This is a genomic window from Traorella massiliensis (genome assembly GCF_900104665.1).
GTDB classification, from domain to species: Bacteria; Bacillota_I; Bacilli_A; order Erysipelotrichales; family Erysipelotrichaceae; genus Traorella; species Traorella massiliensis.
This window is the reverse complement of sequence record NZ_LT629966.1, coordinates 172,103-190,239: the sequence shown is the minus strand read 5'-3', so window position 1 is coordinate 190,239 and position 18,137 is coordinate 172,103. Positions and strand designations below refer to the sequence as shown.

At 38.9% G+C, this 18,137-nt stretch carries 12 protein-coding genes, 1 tRNA gene and 3 rRNA genes; 15 read left to right on the top strand and 1 reads right to left on the bottom strand.

The window, feature by feature from the left end; genetic code table 11:
• Positions 1-162: 162 nt before the first annotated feature.
• The 12 genes from BQ5367_RS01145 to BQ5367_RS01095 all read left to right on the top strand — a co-directional run bounded on the left by BQ5367_RS01145 (position 163) and on the right by BQ5367_RS01095 (position 14,090).
• Positions 163-1,698, top strand: a 16S ribosomal RNA gene (locus tag BQ5367_RS01145).
• Between the two features lie 229 nt (positions 1,699-1,927).
• Positions 1,928-4,819 (top strand): 23S ribosomal RNA (locus BQ5367_RS01140).
• A 53-nt stretch (positions 4,820-4,872) separates the two neighbouring features.
• Positions 4,873-4,986 (top strand): 5S ribosomal RNA (gene rrf / locus BQ5367_RS01135).
• Together the 16S, 23S and 5S rRNA genes form the textbook arrangement of a ribosomal RNA operon.
• Before the next feature lie 132 nt (positions 4,987-5,118).
• Positions 5,119-5,946, top strand: coding sequence for a radical SAM/SPASM domain-containing protein (locus BQ5367_RS01130; protein ID WP_071440752.1), 828 nt, complete (start codon positions 5,119-5,121; stop codon positions 5,944-5,946).
• Positions 5,947-6,086: 140 nt separating this feature from the next.
• Positions 6,087-6,422, top strand: a complete 336-nt coding sequence (locus BQ5367_RS01125) for a TM2 domain-containing protein (RefSeq protein ID WP_071440751.1) — start codon at positions 6,087-6,089, stop codon at positions 6,420-6,422.
• A 26-nt stretch (positions 6,423-6,448) separates the two neighbouring features.
• A complete protein-coding gene (locus BQ5367_RS14000) occupies positions 6,449-6,640 on the top strand; it encodes a DUF2752 domain-containing protein (RefSeq protein WP_074021984.1) in 192 nt (63 codons plus the stop codon).
• Positions 6,641-6,840: 200 nt separating this feature from the next.
• Entirely contained in the window at positions 6,841-7,527 is a 687-nt protein-coding gene (locus tag BQ5367_RS01120; RefSeq protein ID WP_071440750.1) for a response regulator transcription factor, read from the top strand.
• Complete coding sequence (locus tag BQ5367_RS01115; RefSeq protein ID WP_083383118.1) at positions 7,520-8,740, top strand: sensor histidine kinase; 1,221 nt, start codon at positions 7,520-7,522, stop codon at positions 8,738-8,740. Before BQ5367_RS01120 ends, BQ5367_RS01115 begins: the two co-directional genes overlap by 8 nt.
• Positions 8,740-9,420 carry an ABC transporter ATP-binding protein gene (locus tag BQ5367_RS01110; protein WP_071440749.1) on the top strand — a complete coding sequence of 227 codons (681 nt, stop codon included), beginning with the start codon at positions 8,740-8,742 and terminating at the stop codon, positions 9,418-9,420. The genes BQ5367_RS01115 and BQ5367_RS01110 overlap by 1 nt, the downstream gene beginning before the upstream one ends.
• On the top strand, positions 9,417-11,813 hold the full coding sequence (locus BQ5367_RS01105; protein WP_071440748.1) for an FtsX-like permease family protein: 2,397 nt from the start codon (positions 9,417-9,419) through the stop codon (positions 11,811-11,813). Before BQ5367_RS01110 ends, BQ5367_RS01105 begins: the two co-directional genes overlap by 4 nt.
• Before the next feature lie 10 nt (positions 11,814-11,823).
• Complete coding sequence (locus tag BQ5367_RS13315) at positions 11,824-12,807, top strand: GNAT family N-acetyltransferase (protein ID WP_143052327.1); 984 nt, start codon at positions 11,824-11,826, stop codon at positions 12,805-12,807.
• Between the two features lie 2 nt (positions 12,808-12,809).
• Positions 12,810-14,090, top strand: coding sequence for an alpha-L-fucosidase (locus BQ5367_RS01095; protein ID WP_071440747.1), 1,281 nt, complete (start codon positions 12,810-12,812; stop codon positions 14,088-14,090).
• Between the two features lie 140 nt (positions 14,091-14,230).
• On the opposite strand, the gene BQ5367_RS01090 is transcribed toward BQ5367_RS01095, so the two are convergent.
• A tRNA-Leu gene (locus BQ5367_RS01090) sits at positions 14,231-14,317 on the bottom strand.
• Positions 14,318-14,415: 98 nt separating this feature from the next.
• Here BQ5367_RS01090 and BQ5367_RS01085 point away from each other — a divergent pair.
• From BQ5367_RS01085 to BQ5367_RS01075, 3 genes are read left to right on the top strand one after another with little or no spacing between them, the layout of a single operon-like run.
• The gene (locus BQ5367_RS01085) at positions 14,416-15,504 is read left to right on the top strand and encodes an Mbeg1-like protein (RefSeq protein WP_071440746.1); all 1,089 of its coding nucleotides are present in this window, start codon (positions 14,416-14,418) and stop codon (positions 15,502-15,504) included.
• Positions 15,501-16,472: a metallophosphoesterase gene (locus BQ5367_RS01080; protein ID WP_071440745.1), complete on the top strand. Its 972-nt coding sequence runs from the start codon at positions 15,501-15,503 to the stop codon at positions 16,470-16,472. The genes BQ5367_RS01085 and BQ5367_RS01080 overlap by 4 nt, the downstream gene beginning before the upstream one ends.
• 41 nt (positions 16,473-16,513) lie before the next feature.
• Positions 16,514-18,016, top strand: a complete 1,503-nt coding sequence (locus BQ5367_RS01075) for a nicotinate phosphoribosyltransferase (protein WP_071440744.1) — start codon at positions 16,514-16,516, stop codon at positions 18,014-18,016.
• The last annotated feature ends 121 nt before the right edge of the window (positions 18,017-18,137 follow it).

Here is an 18,137-nt window from a genome sequence, read left to right as displayed (position 1 = left end):
AAAAAAAGTAAAAAAAATATTGACAGAGGGAGGGGGAGGTGGTATTATATACAAGCACTCGCAAGAGAGCGCACGGTCTTTGAAAACTGAACAAGAAACGTCAATTTCGAAAGAAACAGAAAAAGGAAACAGCGAACGCAAGTTCGTTCATAAAGAGTCAATCAAATGGAGAGTTTGATCCTGGCTCAGGATGAACGCTGGCGGCATGCCTAATACATGCAAGTCGAACGCCTGAAGGACAGAGCCTGCTCTGTGCGGAAGGAGTGGCGAACGGGTGAGTAACACGTAGACAACCTGCCTGTGAGACCGGGATAACGGATGGAAACGTCTGCTAATACCGGATAGGTAGAGAGGAGGCATCTTCTTTCTATTAAAGTCGGGACACGACGCTGACAGATGGATCTGCGGTGCATTAGCTAGTTGGCGGGGCAACGGCCCACCAAGGCGATGATGCATAGCCGGCCTGAGAGGGTGGACGGCCACATTGGGACTGAGACACGGCCCAAACTCCTACGGGAGGCAGCAGTAGGGAATTTTCGGCAATGGGGGGAACCCTGACCGAGCAATGCCGCGTGAGTGAAGACGGCCTTCGGGTTGTAAAGCTCTGTTGCAGGGGAAGAACGGCATGAAGAGGGAATGCTTCATGAGTGACGGTACCCTGCCAGAAAGCCACGGCTAACTACGTGCCAGCAGCCGCGGTAATACGTAGGTGGCAAGCGTTATCCGGAATTATTGGGCGTAAAGGGTGCGTAGGCGGCGGATTAAGTCCGGAGTAAAATTGTGGGGCTCAACCCCATCGAGCTTTGGAAACTGGTCGGCTGGAGTGCAGGAGAGGCAGATGGAATTCCATGTGTAGCGGTAAAATGCGTAGATATATGGAGGAACACCAGTGGCGAAGGCGGTCTGCTGGCCTGCAACTGACGCTGAAGCACGAAAGCGTGGGGAGCAAATAGGATTAGATACCCTAGTAGTCCACGCCGTAAACGATGAGAACTAAGTGTTGGGGAGACTCAGTGCTGCAGTTAACGCAATAAGTTCTCCGCCTGGGGAGTATGCACGCAAGTGTGAAACTCAAAGGAATTGACGGGGGCCCGCACAAGCGGTGGAGTATGTGGTTTAATTCGACGCAACGCGAAGAACCTTACCAGGCCTTGACATGGGGATAAAGGCCCTGGAGACAGGGAGATAGGTATATCCCGCACAGGTGGTGCATGGTTGTCGTCAGCTCGTGTCGTGAGATGTTGGGTTAAGTCCCGCAACGAGCGCAACCCTTGTCTTCAGTTACCAGTATTAAGTTAGGGACTCTGGAGAGACTGCCGGTGACAAACCGGAGGAAGGTGGGGATGACGTCAAATCATCATGCCCCTTATGGCCTGGGCTACACACGTACTACAATGGCGGCTACAAAGAGCTGCGAGCAGGCGACTGCAAGCGAATCTCGGAAAGGCCGTCTCAGTTCGGATTGAAGTCTGCAACTCGACTTCATGAAGTCGGAATCGCTAGTAATCGCGGATCAGCATGCCGCGGTGAATACGTTCTCGGGCCTTGTACACACCGCCCGTCAAACCATGGGAGTTGATAATACCCGAAGCCGGTGGTCCAACCGCAAGGAGGAAGCCGTCGAAGGTAGGATCGATGACTGGGGTTAAGTCGTAACAAGGTATCCCTACGGGAACGTGGGGATGGATCACCTCCTTTCTAAGGAGAAAGCACGGAGAAGTTTCTTGTTCAGTTTTGAGAGAGCGAAGCTCTTTCAGGAAGTCGTTCTTTGAAAACCGAATAACAGAAGATAGATATAGAAAACATGATCTTTCTGAAATAGTTGGAGATGAAAATCGAGAACAGTTAGAAAACAGTAACTCAAGAAACCAAAGGAAATTGGTAAGCGGCAAGGAGAAAACCTTGGAAAAAAACGAAGACTTAAGGTGATTAAGTTAATAAGGGCGTACGGTGAATGCCTGGCCACTGGCAGCTGAGGAAGGACGCATCAAACGGCGAAACGCCACGGGGAGCGGTAAGAGCGCAAGGATCCGTGGATATCCGAATGGGGGAACCCGGCAGCGGCAATGCGCTGCCATCCGCGGGTGAATACATAGCCCGCGAGAGAGCAACCCGGGGAATTGAAACATCTTAGTACCCGGAGGAAAAGAAAATAAGAATGATTCCGCAAGTAGCGGCGAGCGAACACGGAGGAGGCCAAACCAGAGGAAGCTCTGGGGTTGTAGGACTTCAGATAAGAGACGGCGAAGACTAGCAGAACGGCATTGAAAGGCCGGCCACAGGAGGTGCAAGCCCCGTAAGCGAAAGTCGGAGCGCTCGAGAAGGATCCTGAGTACGGCGGGGCACGAGGAACCCAGCCGGAATCCGCCGGGACCATCCGGCAAGCCTAAATACTCGCCAGTGAGCGATAGAGAACCAGTACCGTGAGGGAAAGGTGAAAAGAACCCCGGGAGGGGAGTGAAAGAGAACCTGAAACCGTATGCTTACAAGAAGTCAGAGCCCGTTGAGGGGTGATGGCGTGCCTTTTGTAGAATGAACCGGCGAGTTACCGTAGCGTGCGAGGTTAAGCAGGAGATGCGGAGCCGAAGCGAAAGCGAGTCTGAAGAGGGCGCAAGTACGGTGCGGTAGACCCGAAACCAGGTGATCTAGCCATGATCAGGTTGAAGTTGAGGTGATACTCAATGGAGGACCGAACCGACCCCCGTTGAAAAGTTGGCGGATGAATTGTGGCTAGGGGAGAAATTCCAATCGAACCTGGATATAGCTGGTTCTCCCCGAAATAGCTTTAGGGCTAGCGTCGGAGAAGAGATGCGCGGAGGTAGAGCACTGAATGCATGATGGCCCCATCCCGGGGTACTGAATGCAATCAAACTCCGAATGCCGTGCATTATATCCGGCAGTCAGACTGTGGGTGATAAGGTCCATGGTCGAAAGGGAAACAGCCCAGACCGCCAGCTAAGGTCCCAAAATATATGCTAAGTGGAAAAGGATGTGGGGATGCACAGACAACTAGGAGGTTGGCTCAGAAGCAGCCACCCTTCAAAGAGTGCGTAACAGCTCACTAGTCGAGTGACCCTGCGCCGAAAATGTACCGGGGCTAAGCATATTACCGAAGCTGCGGATTTACTGGAGACAGTAAGAGGTAGGGGAGCGTTCCATGGGAGCGGAAGCCGTACCGGAAGGAGCGGTGGATCGCATGGAAGTGAGAATGCCGGTGTGAGTAGCGAGATGCAGGTGGGAATCCTGCACACCGATAGCCTAAGGGTTCCAGGGGAAGGTTCGTCCGCCCTGGGTAAGTCGGGACCTAAGACGAGGCTGAAGAGCGTAGTCGATGGACAACAGGTAGATATTCCTGTACCCGCGTAGGAATGAAGGAGTGACGGAGAAGGTTAGTCTGCCCCGCTTAACGGATTGCGGGACAAGCATAGGAGCAGGCGCACAGGCAAATCCGTGCGTCAATGCAGAGATGTGATGTGGAGCGAACGCTTCGGCAAGTAGCGAAGGGGATGATACCGGCTTCCAAGAAAAGCTTCTAGTGTTAATCCTGCAGCGGCCCGTACCAAAACCGACACAGGTGGGCAAGGCGAGAAGCCTGAGGTGAGCGAGAGAACTGTTGCCAAGGAACTCGGCAAAATGACCCCGTACGTTCGCAAGAAGGGGAGCTCAGAAGAGCCGCAGTGAAGAGGCCCAAGCGACTGTTTAACTAAAACACAGCTCTCTGCAAAGTCGCAAGACGAAGTATAGGGGGTGACTCCTGCCCGGTGCCGGAAGGTTAAGAGGATGTGTCAGCGGAAGCGAAGCACTGAATTGAAGCCCCGGTGAACGGCGGCCGTAACTATAACGGTCCTAAGGTAGCGAAATTCCTTGTCAGGTAAGTTCTGACCCGCACGAAAGGAGTAACGATTTGGGCGCTGTCTCGGCAGCAGACTCGGTGAAATCTTAGTCCCGGTGAAGATGCCGGGTACCCGCAACTAGACGGAAAGACCCCATGGAGCTTTACTGCAGCCTGATATTGAGCTTTGATCACATATGTACAGGATAGGTGGGAGACAAAGAGACCTGCACGCCAGTGCAGGAGGAGTCGCTGTTGGGATACCACTCTTGTGTGATTGGAGTTCTAACCTGCTTCCGTGAACCGGGAGAGGGAGAGTGTCAGGCGGGCAGTTTGACTGGGGCGGTCGCCTCCCAAAGAGTAACGGAGGCGCCCAAAGGTACCCTCAGATTGGTTGGAAATCAATCGGCGAGCGCAAATGCAGAAGGGTGCTTGACTGCGAGAGCGACAACTCGAGCAGGGACGAAAGTCGGGATTAGTGATCCGGCGGTGCCGAATGGAAGGGCCGTCGCTCAACGGATAAAAGCTACCCTGGGGATAACAGGCTGATCTCGCCCAAGAGTTCACATCGACGGCGAGGTTTGGCACCTCGATGTCGGCTCATCGCATCCTGGAGCTGAATTCGGTTCCAAGGGTTGGGCTGTCCGCCCATTAAAGCGGTACGCGAGCTGGGTTCAGAACGTCGTGAGACAGTTCGGTCCCTATCTGTTGTGGGCGCAGGAAATTTGAGGAGAGCTGTCCTTAGTACGAGAGGACCGGGATGGACCTTCCGCTGGTGCACCAGTTGTATCGCCAGATGCACAGCTGGGTAGCTAAGAAGGGAACGGATAAGCGCTGAAGGCATCTAAGCACGAAGCCGCCTCCAAGATGAGATTTCCCATACGCAAGTAGTAAGACCCCTGAAAGACGATCAGGTAGATAGGTCAGGGATGGAAGCATAGCGATATGCGGAGTTGACTGATACTAATAGGTCGAGGACTTAATCACAGAAGGAAGATCAAATCAGCTGTTATTCGGTTTTGAGGGAACGACCTCAGAGATCTGGTGGCGACAGCCAAGTGGACACACCTGTACCCATCCCGAACACAGAAGTTAAGCACTTGCACGGTGACAATAGCCGGGCCTGCCCCTGTGAAGATAACTCGCTGCCAGATGATCGGCTCACTCTTGTGAGTCTTTTTTTTATTCCTTTGTTTTTCATTCTATGATATACTGAAAAGGTCTTTTATTCTATTTTCTATTATTATGAATTTTTATAGCAACAATAAACATTATGGGAGGTTTTTATGCGTTTTAAAAAAATATACATTGAAATTACAAACCAGTGTAATTTGAATTGTTCCTTTTGTGCACATACAAAACGTCCTTTAAAAATGATGTCAATTGACGAATTTAAAAATATTATTCAACAGATCAAACCATATACCAATTATATTTATTTACATGTTCTCGGAGAACCATTGATGCATCCTGATTTAGAAACCTTTCTTCAAATTGCTTATGAAAACAAGCTCTTTGTTAACCTAACAAGCAATGCAACACTTCTTATGCAAAAGAAAGATATTTTACTTTCTAGTCGAGCTCTTCGTCAAATAAATCTTTCACTTCATTCTTTTCCACATATACCAGACTATTTGAAAAAAACAGTACAAGCTGGAGATGAATTATCTGAACATGGTATTTATGTTTCATATCGTCTGTGGACATTAAAAGACGATTTAGATTTGGAGAGTAAGAAAACAATCAAATATCTTGAAGAGCATTATCATTTAAATATACAAAGATATAAAGATTCGGTAAAATTAAAACCTCATTGCTTCTTAAGTTTCGATAAAGAATTTTTATGGCCTTCAATGAGCCATTCTTTCGTAAGTCAAAAAGGGACATGCCAAGGATGGAGACATATGTGTGCTATTCTTGTTGATGGAAGTGTCGTTCCATGCTGCCTTGATGCAAATGGACAGGCTGTTCTTGGTAATTTATTTGAAACGCCATTTAATGATATTTTAGTTGAACATGAAGATTTACTTAAAGATTTTCAAAATCACAAGCTTTCACTACCTCTTTGTCAGAAATGTACTTATAGAAAAAAATTTGATAAAAAAATTGTATGAGATAAATTTCAAAAAAAAACGAAAGATATGGTAGAGATTTTCTTTCAACTCGATTTAATATCAAGTTGCCTCTATATATGACATAAAAAGTATATCATTAAAGAAATTAAATGTCTACATTTGTCGAGGAGGATAAAAATATGGATAAACAAAAAGTAGACATGTATTTAGTTTCTAACCAGAAGTATTTCCCAGCCGAGAAAATGGCATTGATCAAGGATAAACTGATGACTATTGATGATGAAAGGTATTTAACGATAACGAGTATAGAATTGAAAGATCCGAATACTATGTTGTTAGTATCAATTTTCTTAGGTTCTTTAGGGGTAGATCGTTTTATGCTTGGTGAAGTAGGTATGGGAATTCTTAAGTTATTCACAGTGGGCTTATGTGGTATCTTAACGATCATTGACTGGTTTAGCGTTTCTAAGAAAACAAAAGAAATGAATTTTCAGAAATTAATGCTTGCAATTTAGAAAGTGATTATTCACTTTCATTTTTTATGAAAAGTAAATTATTTATTTTAGGAAGTATATGTCTGCTATCACTTTTTTTATATGTGACCAAAACTCGATGTTTCATATATTGGATATTTCACATACCATGTCCTACATGCGGTATGACACGAGCCTGGATAAATTTATTGAAAGGACATATTTTAGAAGCTTTCACTTATCATCCCTTTTTTTGTTAGGACCAATTGTTATCATTATCTTGGTTTATGATTTTAAAGATCCTCAAAAGAAAGATCGTTTACTTATAATAATTTCTTCTCTATTCTTTATTGTTTATGTATTGCGTTTATTAAATGTATGCTGATTAAATTTAAAGTGATAAATTTGTTATTTTGTAATGGAAAGATTATGCTATAATAGTCACAAAGAGGTAAAGAATATGAGTAAAATTTTGATAGTTGAAGATGACGAAAGCATTGCTTTAGGATGTGAACATACCCTTCGAGCCGAAGGGTATGAAATATTTATTGCTAATTGTGTTGCGACAGCGAAAGATTATCTTTCTCGCAATAGCTATGATTGTTTGATTATCGATCTTGGTTTGCCAGATGGAAATGGATTTGAAGTATGTAAATATGCAAAAGAAAAATCGAATCCTGCGATTATCTTTTTGACTGCACGTGATGATGAAAATGATATCGTTTTTGGTCTGGATATGGGGGGCGATGATTATATTACCAAACCATTCGGGCTCAAAGAGTTTATTTCTCGTGTAAATGCTGTAATGCGTCGTAAAAATAATCATCCGGATAAAGAGAAGATCATTACTTTTGGTAATTTAAAGATATATTCGCTTAAAGGAAAAGTTTATAAAAATAATCAGGAAATCTTTTTAAGTGCTATGGAATATCGTTTACTTTTAACGATTGCAACTAGAAAAGGTGATATATTAAAAAGAGATGAACTTTTAGATAGTCTTTGGGATATTGGAGGAGATTTCATCAACGACAATACATTAACTGTTTATATTAAGCGGTTAAGAGAGAAGATTGAAGATGATCCTCAGCAGCCACGTTTGATTGAGACGATTCGTGGTATCGGTTATCGAGGACTGAAAGATGAATAACGTAGCTGACAAGAGACTGCGAAAACTGCTTGTTTCAATCATCATTACCATGACACTAGCTATTGCTAGTGTATTTTTGGTATCTTCTTGGCTAAATCGTGATTTACAGCGGCAAACAAATGAAATTAATGCTAACCTGATAGGCTATCTTTCTGAGACTTATGACCTTAATGAAAACGATGTGATTGCAATTTTAACAGAGCAGAGTACTCAATATAGCGAGAAGGGAGCAGAGATCTTAGAAAAGTATGGAATGAATGATGATGAGGTAGTAGATCACAGCTTTCAAAATAAAATAACTGCAGCCTTTGCCGCAATCATTTTAGTGTTTACAGCTTTAGTGTTTCTGATTGTTTATTTTTATCTTCTTAGACTAGATTCTTCTATTTCAAATATCTCTAAATATATCAATCGTCTATTAAACAAAGATTATGCATTAGATATTATTGATAACGATGAAGGCAGTCTTTCAGCTTTGAAAAATGATATCTATAAAATTACAGTGATGTTGAAAGAACAGAATGAAGTGTTAAAACAGGATAAGATGCAATTAGCTAACAATTTAGCCGATATTTCACATCAACTAAAAACACCTTTGACAAGTATGCTGATCATGTCAGATCTCCTTCAAAATGAAGACTTGAGTAAAGCGGATCGGAAAAAGTTTTTAGAGGTCATTCGTTCTCAATTAAAAAGAATTGAATGGCTTGTTTCTTCACTTTTGAAAATGGCTAAGCTAGATGCGAAAACTGTTGAGTTTAAAAAAGAAAAGATATATGCTGATGATCTTATTTTAAAAGCGGTTGAACCCGTTAATATGTTAATCAAAGATAAGAATCAGCAGTTTATCTTGTGTGGTGATAATCCAATATTAGAAATTGATATCAATTGGACAAGTGAAGCACTTTTAAATATCTTAAAGAATTGTTGTGAACATACACCTGTTGGAGGACAATTAAAGGCTGAAATATTTGATAGTGTGATGTATACGGAAATTGTAATTTCTGATAATGGAGAAGGGATTTCCAGTAAAGATTTGCCGTTCATCTTTGAGCGCTTTTATCGTGCCAGTAAAAGCAGTGATGATAGTGTAGGGATCGGACTGGCCATGTCTTATTCAATTTTAACAAGTCAAGAAGCAAGCGTTCATGTAAGAAGCCGATTAAATGTAGGAACGGCTTTCTCAATAAGGTTTTATAAGCAGGTGAAATAATGGAACTTTTAAAAGTAAAAGAATTGACTAAAACATATACAAAGAAGAATAAGATCGTACATGCAGTCGATCATGTTTCTTTTCAAGTGGATAAAGGAAGCTTTATTGCGATCACAGGTGAAAGCGGATCAGGAAAAAGTACCTTACTTCATATGTTAGCAGGTTTAGAAACGCCTACGAGCGGTGAAATTATTCTAGATAAGACGAATATTTATTCTTTTTCAGAGGATCAGTTAACAATATTTAGAAGAAGACAGATTGGCATGGTATACCAGTTTTATAATCTTATCCCAACACTGAATGTAAAGGAAAATATTCTTTTACCGATTCTTTTAGATCATAAAGAAGTTGATCAAAATTATTTTAATCAGATTATTTCAACTTTACATATTGAGGATGAAATGGATAGCTATCCAAGCAATCTGTCGGGAGGTCAACAGCAGCGTGTAGCTGTAGCTCGTGCTTTGATCCATCATCCTACACTGCTTCTTTGTGATGAGCCCACTGGTAACCTGGATAGTAATCGTGCTCATGAGATAGCGGATCTTTTGAAACTTATTTCTATCAAATATGATACAACGATCATCATGATTACACATGATATGAATATTGCAATGCAGGCAGATGACATATATTTGATGGAACATGGAAGACTAAGTAAATTCGAGGATAATCTATGAATATCCTGATGACTTATGTACGGAAATATTTGATGATGAATAAATCATCTACTTTACTTTCCATTCTTTCACTGATTACTGCAAGTGCGTTATTCTTCCTAGTCAGCTGTCTGTGTGTTAATACATTGATCAGTTTTAATGATTCTATGATTGCTGCTTATGGTAATTATCATGCGATATATCATAATGTAAGTGATGAATTTGCAGATTCATTGAGCTTACATGCGAAAGTAATGCAGGAAGACATCATAGAAATCCAGAAAAAGATTGAAGTGGATTGCTTCCTGACAAAAACAAAAAGTTCTTTTACAATTGCAGGTATGGATCAAGCAAGTTTTGATGATCTAAAATTTGTGTTGCTTGTAGGCCGTTTCCCTGTTTCTGAAAATGAAATCTTAGTGTCTGAAGCAGCTTTGACTGATTCTAAAATATCTTTAGATTTACATCAAAAAGTTATGCTTGATAATCAGGAGTATGAAGTTGTCGGTATTATTGAAAATAATTTTTTTGATAATGATAGTACATCTTATACACTAATAAGTGTTTTAAATGGTAAATCTCCTAAAGATCTATATGTCCGCTATTATAATCAAAAAGATAGCGAAGCTGTGAGTCAGCAAATTGTCGCCTCATTTAGTGGTGAATTTGAAAGTTTTGAAATGAATTCCTGGTATCATCTTTTTCATCAGGCCGATGAAAGTCATGCGGTACCATTACTGATTTTCTTTTTCGCTTTGATCCTGCTGACTTTTATCGCAATGAACATCCTTTTGATTCGTAACTGTTATAAAAATTCATATGCGAATCGTGAAAAGCACCTTGCAATTTTAAAGACAGTTGGAGTGACTCAGTTACAATGTACAACGATGATTCTTTATGAAGGACTGTTACTGTTAATCATTTCACTTGCGATAGGAATTCCTTTAGGATGGCTGCTATATGATGTTCTAGTGAACATTTTAAACAGTTTGATTTATTCGGTTTCTGTCCGTTCTTTAACTTTGGGACATCATTATCGGGAAGTTATATTACTGATCAGTGTTATTTATGTTGCGTTGACATCCTTTTATTTTATTCGTAAAAGTACGAAAAAAATAGTTGTTCAAAATGTAACTACGACACTTCAGTCTAGTGATGAAGTAGAGGTTATGGATCATCCTTATCTTCAGTTAGAAAAGAAAAAACCGATTCTAATTCGTCTTTTTCATAAAAATATTCGTCAAAATCATCGAAGTTACCGTCATCTGATTATCGGAGTTACAGCAATCATCACTCTTTTTATACTTATGAATTCATTGATGGGTTATCTTCGAGAGGGTGTCTTTTATGATGTCAATGATCATAATTACGATGTAGAGGTTATCATTCATGATGATACTTATCCAACACGCTTGATGACACAATTAAAAAATGCTGAAAATGTTTCTGCCGTTGTGATTAGTGAAAGTATACGATTGTATAGTTCGGATGTAGCGGCTTTAGATTATGATTACCTTCAGAATATACTTTTCAATCAGAATTTTTATGTAGAAGTCATTGCTTATAGTGATGAAGTGCTACAGGCTTTTTCACACAAAGCATTTGGAGATGAAATAAGTGTTGAAAAGCCATGGGGCATATTGATCAATCAGATGTATAGCTCTTCTCAAAGACGTTTTTATAATATTTTTAAAAATACCGTAATTCATGATTTATATTATGATGACCAAAAGATCTTTTCTTCATTAAATCTTTTAATGACCAATAAGCTGATCACTGGATGTGGTTATCAGAAACAGCCACAGATCCTGGTATCACGTCAGCTTTTTAGAGAAATCTATGATCAGACAGGAGCTGTTGAACATGAATATCATGTATATTTTCAAAGCAATGATTCTGCTTCTTTAGTTCGTCAGCTTAACATTATAAATGATTCTTTTGGAGCAGGACTTGAAGTGGTCAATGTACAGAAAGCATTTAATGATGGAAAAATATTTATATCTTTGATACGTATTCTTTCCTATGGCTATATCCTTTCTTTGATTCTGATGGGAATTTTAGCGACTAGCAGCATAGCTTCTGTAAACTTTGAGTATCGCAAAAAAGAGTTTATGTTATATCGGGCTTTGGGTTTACGGATGAAAGATATGATGATATTGGTTTTTGTGGAACTTCTTTATTATGGAATACAGATCTTTGCTGGTTCGTGGGTATTATCTCAAACTTTGAATTACCTTTGTTATCAGCTTTATTTTAAGAGCATTGGTCTACAATTTTTCATACCAGAAAATTCACTTTTAGGAAGTATTATCTTTTTTGTTTCAGCAATTACAATTTTTATGTGTTATATTTATATACGAATGAGAACACTTAGGTATTCTTTAATATTAAAAAATGAAATTACAATGATGTAGGAGGATTGAAATGAAAATATATATTGTGGGGCCTTTATTTAGCGAGGCGGAAGAAAAGCAGCGAAGATATGAAGGAAAGCGAATTCGCAATGTTTTAGATCTGAATCATGTAGAATATGAATTGTTTAATCCAGTTGAGATGCCTCTTAATAATAAATCAGATGTTACTTCAAGCGAGATAGCATTGGCTGATGTACAGCGTTTAAATGAAGCTGATGTGTTATTTTTTGATCTTTCGACGGAAGATAGCGGATCATGTGTTGCGCTAGGTATGATGATGGAGAAAAAGTTTAATGGTAAAAATGTTCATTTTTATCCTGTAATTCATGATACTCGCTTAGAACGCAATTCATTGGCAGGGTTAGAAAGCAGCTGTGGTTTTAATTCTATGATGGTAGGAATTTTAAAAGGAAATGGAATAACGATCTATTCTTCTTTTGAAGAAGCTGTGGAAGCATTTTTTGAAGATCATGGATTTGCTGATCTTCGGCTTGAAAGAATTGAAGATGTTAGCTTGGAACAAAGCTATGCCTGCTATCATTCATTTGAAAAAGATGAGCATGGCTTTATGAATGATGCTTATGGGTTAAGTCTTGAAGAATATCAGAAATTTGTTGAGCGATGTGTCAAAGATTCTAAAGGGATTGATCTTCCAGATTGGAAAGTACCGCAGACAACTTATATGCTGATGGAAAAAGATCAGGCTGTAGGTATCTTTAAACTGCGTCATTACTTAACGGAAGGATTGAAAAATGGTGCTGGTCATATTGGTTATGGCATAGCGAAAGATTATCGTGGTAAAGGATATGCGAGCATTGGCTTGGCATTGACGATCAAAGAAGCAAAAAAAATTATTCGTGAGGACGAAATCTACCTTTCTGTGCATAAGGATAATCCGGCATCTTTAAAAGTACAGATGAAAAATGGTGCCTGGATCGATCATGAAGATGAAAAAGAATATTATACTCGAATAGCTTTAAATGAGGAAAGATAAGCATGTTTGATAGAGAGAACTATGAGAAAAGAATAGAATGGTATAAAGACGCCCGTTTTGGGATGTTCATTCATTTTGGTGCCTATGCGACAGCAGCTCGTGGCGAATGGGTACGAAGTGTTGAAGAAATGAGCGTTCATGATTATCAAAAGTATATCGATGCTTTTGATCCGGATGATTGTGATATGAAAGAATGGGCGAGAATGGCCAAAAAAGCTGGTATGAAATATGCAGTTATGACAGCAAAACATCATGACGGATATGCTCTTTTTGATACAAAGCTTTCAGATTATAAGACAAGACGGGATTTTGTAGCGGAATTTCTAGAAGCATTCCGTGCTGAAGGACTTCATGTGGGACTTTATTTTTCCTTGATTGATTGGCATCATCCTGATTATCCACATTATCATGACCGTCATCATCCTGAGAGAAATAATGAAGCTTATAAAAATGTGAAACATGATTTTGATAACTATCTGCGTTTTATGCATGGACAGGTGAAAGAGCTTTGCAGCAATTATGGAAAGTTAGATATCATGTGGTTTGATTTTTCTTATGATGAAATGCGGGCAGAAAAGTGGCAGGCTCAAAAACTTGTAGAGATGGTACGTTCTCTTCAAAACGATATTATCTTAGATAATCGTTTAGAAGTGAGTGGTGAAGGTTTTGGAAGCCTATTGAGCGATCATCCTTCTGATTATTGTGGCGATTTTGTTTCACCGGAACAAATCATCCCTCCTTATGGACTTTTTGATCAACAGGGACGTCCTGTTTTATGGGAGGCTTGTATCACAATGAATGATCATTGGGGATATCATAGTCAAGATCATAACTATAAAAAACCAATGACCATTATCCGTAAACTTGTAGAATGTGTTTCTAAAGGCGGTAATATGATCTTAAATGTCGGACCTGATGCCAGAGGCCGTTTTCCTAAAGAAACAATACGTATATTAAATGAAATTTCTGTATGGATGAGAAATTACTCTGAAAGTATTTATGGTTGTGGCGCATCTGTTTTAAATAAGCCTGAAAATGGACGTATTACACAAAATGGAAAGATCTTATATTATCATGTCATGGAAATGTCGATTGGCGGAATTCCTTTATATGGGATTCATCGAGATAATGTAGAAGCTATATATCTGCTTTCTGATCATTCAGAGTTACAGATCATGGATAACTGGATCGTCAATAATTATCCAGATATCGTATTTATAGATATAAAAGGTAACGATCTTCCTGATCCTATTGATACAGTTATAAAAATAATTCTAAAATAAAGAGTCGTATGCTTATATTTGATATACCATTCTCTTGATTGAGAGTGGTTTTTACTATATCTGAAAATTTCAGCATTTAATCCCACCAAATTATAAATCGACAATAAAAAAAGCCTTGAAAATAAGGCTTTACTTACATATGGTGCCCGAGGCCGGACTCGAACCGGCACGGTATCGCTACCGACGGATTTTGAGTCCGTTGCGTCTACCAATTTCACCACTCGGGCATGTGCTCGTATATTATAAAACATTTACGTACTAAAATCAATAAAAACATTGAAATTATTATAAAAACGATTTAGTATAAATTTTAGGAAGTGATATTATGAGCAATATTATTGATTATTTACAATGGCGAAAAGATCTAACATTTGCGCAAGATCCTTTTAATGCCATTGACTCGTTAATTCTTTCAAGAGCTGCATATTTGCGATGGGAATATATATTTGAAGGTGAAGAACAATATACCTTTCAAAAAGCGTATCGTAAATATGAGTCAGATTCTTTAAATGATGATAAGATTCTGGCAGATGAAGATCCACAGCTGTTCTCTTTGCTGGCACAAAGCCGGCGTTTTCAAAACTGTATTATTAGCAATTTCGTTTGTGAACATCAGGAAGAAAGATCTTTACAGTTTTGTGCTCTTATTTTTCATTTAGAAGATCACACGCATTATATTGCTTTTCGGGGAACAGATAATACGCTGATTGGATGGAAAGAGAATTTGAATATGTGTTTTCAAGATGTGGTAGGTTCACAAAAAGCGGCATTAAGATATATACGTGATGCTGCCAATGAACATAGAGGCAAGTTAAGGTTAGGGGGACATTCCAAAGGTGGTAATTTAGCGGTTTACAGTGCTTTATTTACATTAAAATCAATTCAAAAGAGAATCTTAGAAGTTGATAATTTTGATGGTCCTGGTCTGAGTAAAAAAATGTATGTAAAAAGAAAAAATCATGAGATTTATCAAAAAGTGCGTATTTATTATCCACAAAATAGCATCATTGGTCGTTTCCTTTATCAAAAGGAAAGAGATTATATCTTGATTCAAAGCAATAAAAAAGGAATATATCAGCATGATTTATATTCCTGGCAATTATTAGGAAAAGATTTTATTTGTGCAGATGATTTTGATAGACAAAGTGAAGTGATTGAAGGTGCTATGAATGATTTTCTTGAGAAAATAACTCCTTCACAACGTGAAGAATGTGTAAATGTGATTTTTGAGGTACTTTCTTCTACAAATGAAGAAACTTTTCATGATCTTTCGAATAATTGGCTGAAAAATACAAGTGTTCTAATCAAAGCTATTTCAAAGATAGATATGGAGAATAAAAAGGTGGTTCTTGATTCTTTGAAAGCTTTTATGAATGCGGTATTTGAAGAGCTAAAGGAGGAAAAAGAGAGATGAAACCCATTCATTATCTGTTATTTATGCCTGCCGTTTTACTTATGATGTTCTTTTTTTATCTGCATTTTCATAAGCAGCTGATAAATAGAAATGATAAGATCATATATGGGCTGTTTATCATTCCTATAATGATTATTTGCTGTCAGTTTCCTGTTGTATTGGTATTTCTGTTCTATGCTGCTATCTCTTTCCTTGTTTTTGATTTATTTCGAAAGCTTCATTTTATACATGCAGATACCCTTTATTTGAAAGGATTTATGCCTTTTATGATTGCATTTGTTTTAGTTGTATGGGGAAGCTTTAACTACAGTGATTTAGTCATGACAAGCTATGACATTAAAGTTTCAGGTTTAAAAAATGATTATACGATCATGATGATCTCGGATCTTCATCTTGGAAAAGGGGCATCAGTTGAACGTTTACAAGATATTATTGATCGTGTTAATAAAAATAATATTGATTTATTCATCATGGCTGGTGATATTTTTGATGAAGGAAGTAGTAAAGAGATAAAAAATGAAACCTTTTCAAGGCTTGAAAAAGTTCAGACAAAAGAAGGGATTTATTATATTGAAGGAAATCATGATGAGTTAGATGATGAAACAAGAAAAGCATTTCAATCTGCAGGAGTAGTAACACTGGAAGATGAAAGAGTTTTAATTGCAGATGATTTTTATCTTATAGGAAAAAACTATGAACGTGATGCTTCTGATATAAACTGGCTGCTTAAAGAAGATAAGCCCTGTGTTTTAGTTGATCATGTTCCGCATGTTTATGAAAATGTCGATTTACAGCTATCAGGACATACCCATGCCGGACAGATACTTCCTTTAGGATTTGTTTTAGATACAGGCCTTCATAAAACAGAGCAAGGTTATCGCATTACATCAAGCGGTGCGGGAGCATGGGGCATGAAAAATCGTTTAGGAAGCAAATGTGAGATCGTGTTCATAAATCTTCATTCATGACATAATTTTTTATTCATGGTATAATGTTTCCGGGTGATAAAATGGAAAGTCTAGACTATAAATATGATTTCAGAGATGAACGTAATCTTTCATTAGTCATGGATTTTTATGAATTAACGATGAGTCAGTGCTATTTTAACGATCCAAAGGCTAATAAAGAAGTAACTTTTGATTTATTTTTTAGGAGAAATCCAGATGGTGGTGCTTTTTCAATTTTTTGTGGTCTGGAACAGATGATCGGTTATATCCAGAATCTGCATTTCAAAGATGAAGATATTGAATATTTAAAAAGCACGCATAAATTTACAGATGAGTTTCTAGATTATCTTCGTCATTTTATTTTCACGGGAGATGTTTATGCTGTAAAAGAAGGAACGGTTGTTTTTCCTAATGAGCCTTTAGTAAGAGTTAAAGCAAAAATGATTGATGCCCAGCTTTTAGAAACGGCCCTTCTGTTAGCCATCAACCATCAAACACTGATTGCTACTAAGGCACATCGAGTGAAACTGGCTGCTCAAGGAAGAAATGTGATGGAATTTGGTGCACGAAGAGCTCATAATTTTGATGCTGCTTATTATGGAAGCAGGGCTTGTTATATTGGAGGAGTTGACTCTACGGCGACCGTTTTTGCTGGTCAGAAGTTTGGTATACCGGTTGTAGGCACAATGGCTCACAGCTTTGTGCAGTCATATGACAGTGAATATGAAGCCTTCCTTTCATACGCTGAAAATTATCCTGACAGCTGCATCGTTTTATTAGATACCTATGATACTTTGGGTAGTGGTATAAAAAATGCGATACGTGTTGAAAAAGAATATCTGGCTCCTAGAGGATATCATCTTCAAGGAGTACGTATTGATTCAGGAGATATTGCTTATCTTTCGCAACAGATCCGTAAAATTCTTGATGAAAATGATATGTCCTTCTGCAAGATTGTTGCAAGTAATTCATTTGATGAAAATATCATTAAGTCATTAATTGATCAGGGGGCTAAAATTGATAGTTTTGGAGTAGGAGAAAATTTGATCGTTTCAAAATCAACTCCTGTATTTGGCGGGGTATATAAGTTATCAAGCGTTATTGAAAATGGTACGATCATTCCTAAAATCAAGCTTTCTGAAAATATTGAAAAAATGACGAATCCTGGATTTAAAGACCTTTATCGTATTTATGACAGCGAAACACATATGATGCGTGCTGATGTGATGAGCGTTTATGGTCATCCAATCAATGATAAGGAGGATTTAACGATCTACCACCCTAATAATCGCTGGCAAAATAAAACATTCCATGCTGGAGAATATTATGTAGAAGATTTGCTTCAGCCGATCTTTATCAATGGACAGCTGGTTTATGATGTGCCAACGATCCAAGAAGTACGTGACTACTGTACTGATCAGCTTGACCATTTATGGCCACAATACAAACGTTTTGAGTATCCTCATGTCTATAAAGTATCTTTAACAGAAGAATTGTTAGGCATTAAAACACAGCTTATTGAAAAACTAAGAAAAAAAGGGATTCTAAATAATTCTGTGGTCTAGGCTATAAACAGCGTGTGGGTCAGGCTATCACAACCATGTGGAAAGTTATAACAGAGTGTGTGGTATGACTATGACAAATCTGTGGTTTATATGAGGAAAAAGGTGATCGGTTCGATCGCCT